Origin of the sequence: Cupriavidus sp. WS, assembly GCF_000395345.1 — a bacterium.
GTDB classification, from domain to species: Bacteria; Pseudomonadota; Gammaproteobacteria; order Burkholderiales; family Burkholderiaceae; genus Cupriavidus; species Cupriavidus basilensis_B.
Genome location: NZ_AQPL01000047.1, coordinates 1 through 3,402 on the forward strand (window position 1 = coordinate 1; position 3,402 = coordinate 3,402).

General features: G+C 64.7%; 3 protein-coding genes and 1 tRNA gene. 2 read left to right on the forward strand and 2 right to left on the reverse strand.

Annotated features, from left to right (window positions below; all coding sequences use genetic code 11):
- Together K206_RS0104755 and K206_RS0104760 are read left to right on the forward strand one after the other, a co-directional pair.
- The coding region (locus K206_RS0104755) for an MFS transporter (RefSeq protein ID WP_020201266.1) at positions 1-1,046 on the forward strand (1,046 nt) is incomplete at its 5' end.
- Between the two features lie 264 nt (positions 1,047-1,310).
- A tRNA-Leu gene (locus tag K206_RS0104760) sits at positions 1,311-1,397 on the forward strand.
- A 92-nt stretch (positions 1,398-1,489) separates the two neighbouring features.
- On the opposite strand, the gene K206_RS0104765 is transcribed toward K206_RS0104760, so the two are convergent.
- The gene (locus K206_RS0104765; RefSeq protein ID WP_020201267.1) at positions 1,490-1,894 is read right to left on the reverse strand and encodes a type II toxin-antitoxin system HicB family antitoxin; all 405 of its coding nucleotides are present in this window, start codon (positions 1,892-1,894) and stop codon (positions 1,490-1,492) included.
- A gap of 219 nt (positions 1,895-2,113) precedes the next feature.
- Positions 2,114-3,298, reverse strand: coding sequence for a hypothetical protein (locus K206_RS0104770; RefSeq protein ID WP_196812839.1), 1,185 nt, complete (start codon positions 3,296-3,298; stop codon positions 2,114-2,116).
- Between the last annotated feature and the right edge of the window lie 104 nt (positions 3,299-3,402).

Below are 3,402 nucleotides of genomic sequence, written 5' to 3' on the forward strand. Positions count from 1 at the left end.
AAAAGATCGGCGCGCGCCGCACGCTCGCGCGCATCACCATCCTGTGGGGCCTGGCGTCGATGGCGATGATCTTCGTCAAGACCCCCATGCAGTTCTACGCGCTGCGCTTCCTGCTCGGCATCTTCGAGGCCGGCTTCTTCCCGGGCGTGGTGCTTTACCTCACCTACTGGTTCCCCGCCCATCGCCGCGCCCGCATCAACGGCCTGTTCATGACCTCGTTCGCCATCGCCGGCGTGATCGGCGGCCCGCTGGCCGGCTTCATCATGAGCCGCATGGAAGGCGTAGAGGGCCTCGCCAACTGGCAATGGCTGTTCGTCATCGAAGGCATTCCGTCGGTGCTCGCCGGCATCGCCGTGCTCATGTTCCTGCCCGAGAAGCCGGCCGGCGCCGGCTGGCTCACGGCGGGCGAGCGCGACCTCGTCACGCGCGAGATCGACGCCGAGAACCGCGACCCCGCCAAGCACTCGTCGCTGCGCGACGCCTTCGCCAACGCCCGCGTCTGGATCTGCGCCGCCATCTACTTCTGCGTGGTCAGCGGCAACGCCACCATCGCGTTCTGGTCGCCGTCGATCATCAAGGAGCTCGGCGTGCAAGGCAACCTCCAGATCGGCCTGGTCTCCGCCATCCCGTTCATCGCCGGCACCCTCGCCATGATCTGGAACGGCATCCACTCCGACCGCACCGGCGAACGCCGCCTGCACTGCGCCCTGGCCACCCTGATGGCCGCCGCCGGCCTCGTGCTCACCGGCATGTGGCTGCACAGCGCGGTGCTGGCGCTGATCGCGCTGACCATCGCCTCGATCGGCATCCTCGCCGCCTTCCCGGTGTTCTGGTCGCTGCCGTCCGCCTTCCTGGCCGGCACCGCGGCCGCCGGCGGCATCGCCCTGATCAACTCCATCGGCAACCTCGCCGGTTTCGTCGCCCCGTACATGATCGGCTGGTTCAAGACCAGCACCGGCCAGCTTTCCTCCGGCCTGTACTTCGTCGCCGCGCTGGAAGCCTGCGCCACCGTGCTGGTGCTGGCCTGCATCAAGGTCAAGCGCTGAAACCGGCGCCCGGCGCGCCCGCGCGGGGAAGACCCCGGCGAGGACCGCGGGGAGGGCTGGATTCCCCGCGCGCTTTGCGCTAGAATCCGCTGCCTCGTTGCGCTGCATGCGCAAAGTGCGCCGGCAGCACAGGAACACAAGCCAGGCGGGCAGTCCAAGCCGCCTGTTTTGCTTTGGGCTTCTCCTTGCTCATGTGGCTTCACATGTCGTCCGGCACGCTAGCGAGCAAAGCGGCCTCCCGCCAGGGATGCGCCCGCAGGGACTGCGAGGGTGGCGAAATTGGTAGACGCACCAGGTTTAGGTCCTGACGCCAGCAATGGTGTAGGGGTTCGAGTCCCCTCCCTCGCACCACCACCCATTCCGATGTAAACCACACGAAATCGCAAGACCCCCAATCTGGCGACCTGCTTCGGTTCGTCGGCCGTGCAGGGCGATCCGATGCGTCAGGCTTCGTGGGCCAGCGCCGCCAGTGCCGCCCGGGCGATGAAGCCGCTGCGGGTTTCATGGCGCTTCTCGACGTAGGTGTCGATCTTGTGCAGCACGAAGCGCGGCAGACTGATGTTGATGCGTTCCGGCTTGGAGTCCAGCTTGGTCACGTCAACATTGGCCAGCGCCCATACCGCGCCCGCGAACTCTTCTCTGGCTGCGAGTTCTTCGATGGACGAGCAAACGAAGTTCACCTCCTCGCCCAGCTCGACCATCGTCTCGATGTGGCTGCCGATGGCCTCTCTTGCGTTTCTGATGGCGTCCTCGATGGTGTCGCCGTAGGAGTAGCAGCCCGGCACGTCCGGAACGGTCACTCCATAGACGCTCCCATCGTCCTTATGGATTGCGATGGGAAATTCCATGTCGATACTCCTTTCTGTTGCGTTCCGACTGACCCGCGAGCCGCAGAGTTCATCTGTTTGTCTTTCGGCTGCTTGTGTGTAATTTTACACACGAAATATCAGGAGGCAAGGGCAGTATTTGCGTGCTCATGTGTATTACGCGGCGTACACGTTGAGGCGCAGGAGGCGTGCTCTCCTTCGCACCAAAGTCTTTCTCCCGCATCCCTCCCACGGCCCCGGCTACCCAATTGCCGGCGCCAGGGCGGCATCCTTCCCATTCGCCCGCCTGACGAAATCCAGCCCGAACAGCACCATCGCGACGATCACGCATCCACCGAGCAGCGAAAACACCGCCATCGCCGGCATCCCCGGGCCGGCACGCCGGTCGGGCAGGGTTGGTCCGGAGGCGAAATGTGCGTTGACAAGGTGCCGGGTCCGGAGCTCTTCGGCAATCAGGCCGACGTCGTTGAAGACTTCGCGGATGTCGTCGTCTTTCAGGTCGGTGCCGTCGAACACGTCTTTTTGCAGCGCCAGGTAGCCGGCCAGCATCGCCTTGCCTGACCTGGGCGGGGTGGCCAGGGCTTCCGCGCGCGCGAAAAAGGTCTCGCGCAGTGCGTTCTGGGCGGCGTCCCGCTCGAGCGAGGTGAGCTGCATGCGCAGGTCGGCGATGGCGGATTCCGCGCCGACGAGTTGCGCCACGGGCGACAGGTATTTCGAGCTGGCGGCATCGGACGAGAGCAGTTGCCGGGACGCCAGCCGGTCGGCGCCGGGGTATCGGCCGGCGATGACCTTGAGGGACTTCAGCCGCTCGGTTTCCTGCCGGAGCTCGATTCGCTTGGCAATGATCTGGTTGTCGATCTGCTGCTTCCGGGACTTGAATTCGGCGGCCTTGGTGTGGACGATTTCGGTCAGTTCCTGGCGCAGCATCGTGTCCTTGAGGAAGTCGCCGAGGATTTCCACCCTGGCCGCCGCGTCGGCGGGCGAGGCGGCGGCCAAGGAGATGTTGAAGCCGAGGATGTCGGGGTCGAGCGGGGTTTTGGTGTTGTTGAGGTAGCCGAGCTCCGCCTTGGAGTAGGGCAGCACGGGCGTGACGTGCTTGCGGAGAAAATTTTCCTGCAGGGAGTGGGTCAGGTAGCTGCCGTTGGCATCGGCTTCCAGTTTTTCGCTGAGGAGAAAGCGCTGCAGGGCGCTTTTGTCGGCGAACGCGGCGCGCTGGGCGTTGTATTCCGCCAGCTTCCGGCTGGCCCGCAGAAAGCCGTCGCTCTTATAGCTTGCGCTGGCTAGGTAGAGGACCGAGAACAGAAGGAACGCCACGGCCGGGGCGAAGATCGCCATCCGCCTCCAGTGCCGGCGCAGCCATCGCCACAGGGCGATGGCGGAGGGTGGCAGGGCACGCGTGCTTTCCGGCGATCTGGCTTCCGACATGGTGTCTCTTTGAATCGATGGATGGAAATGCGCCGGTTGCGCGCCGGCTTACTAGAATCCATCAACACAGTGAGGCAATGGCTGGGACGTGTCAGGAATTTTGT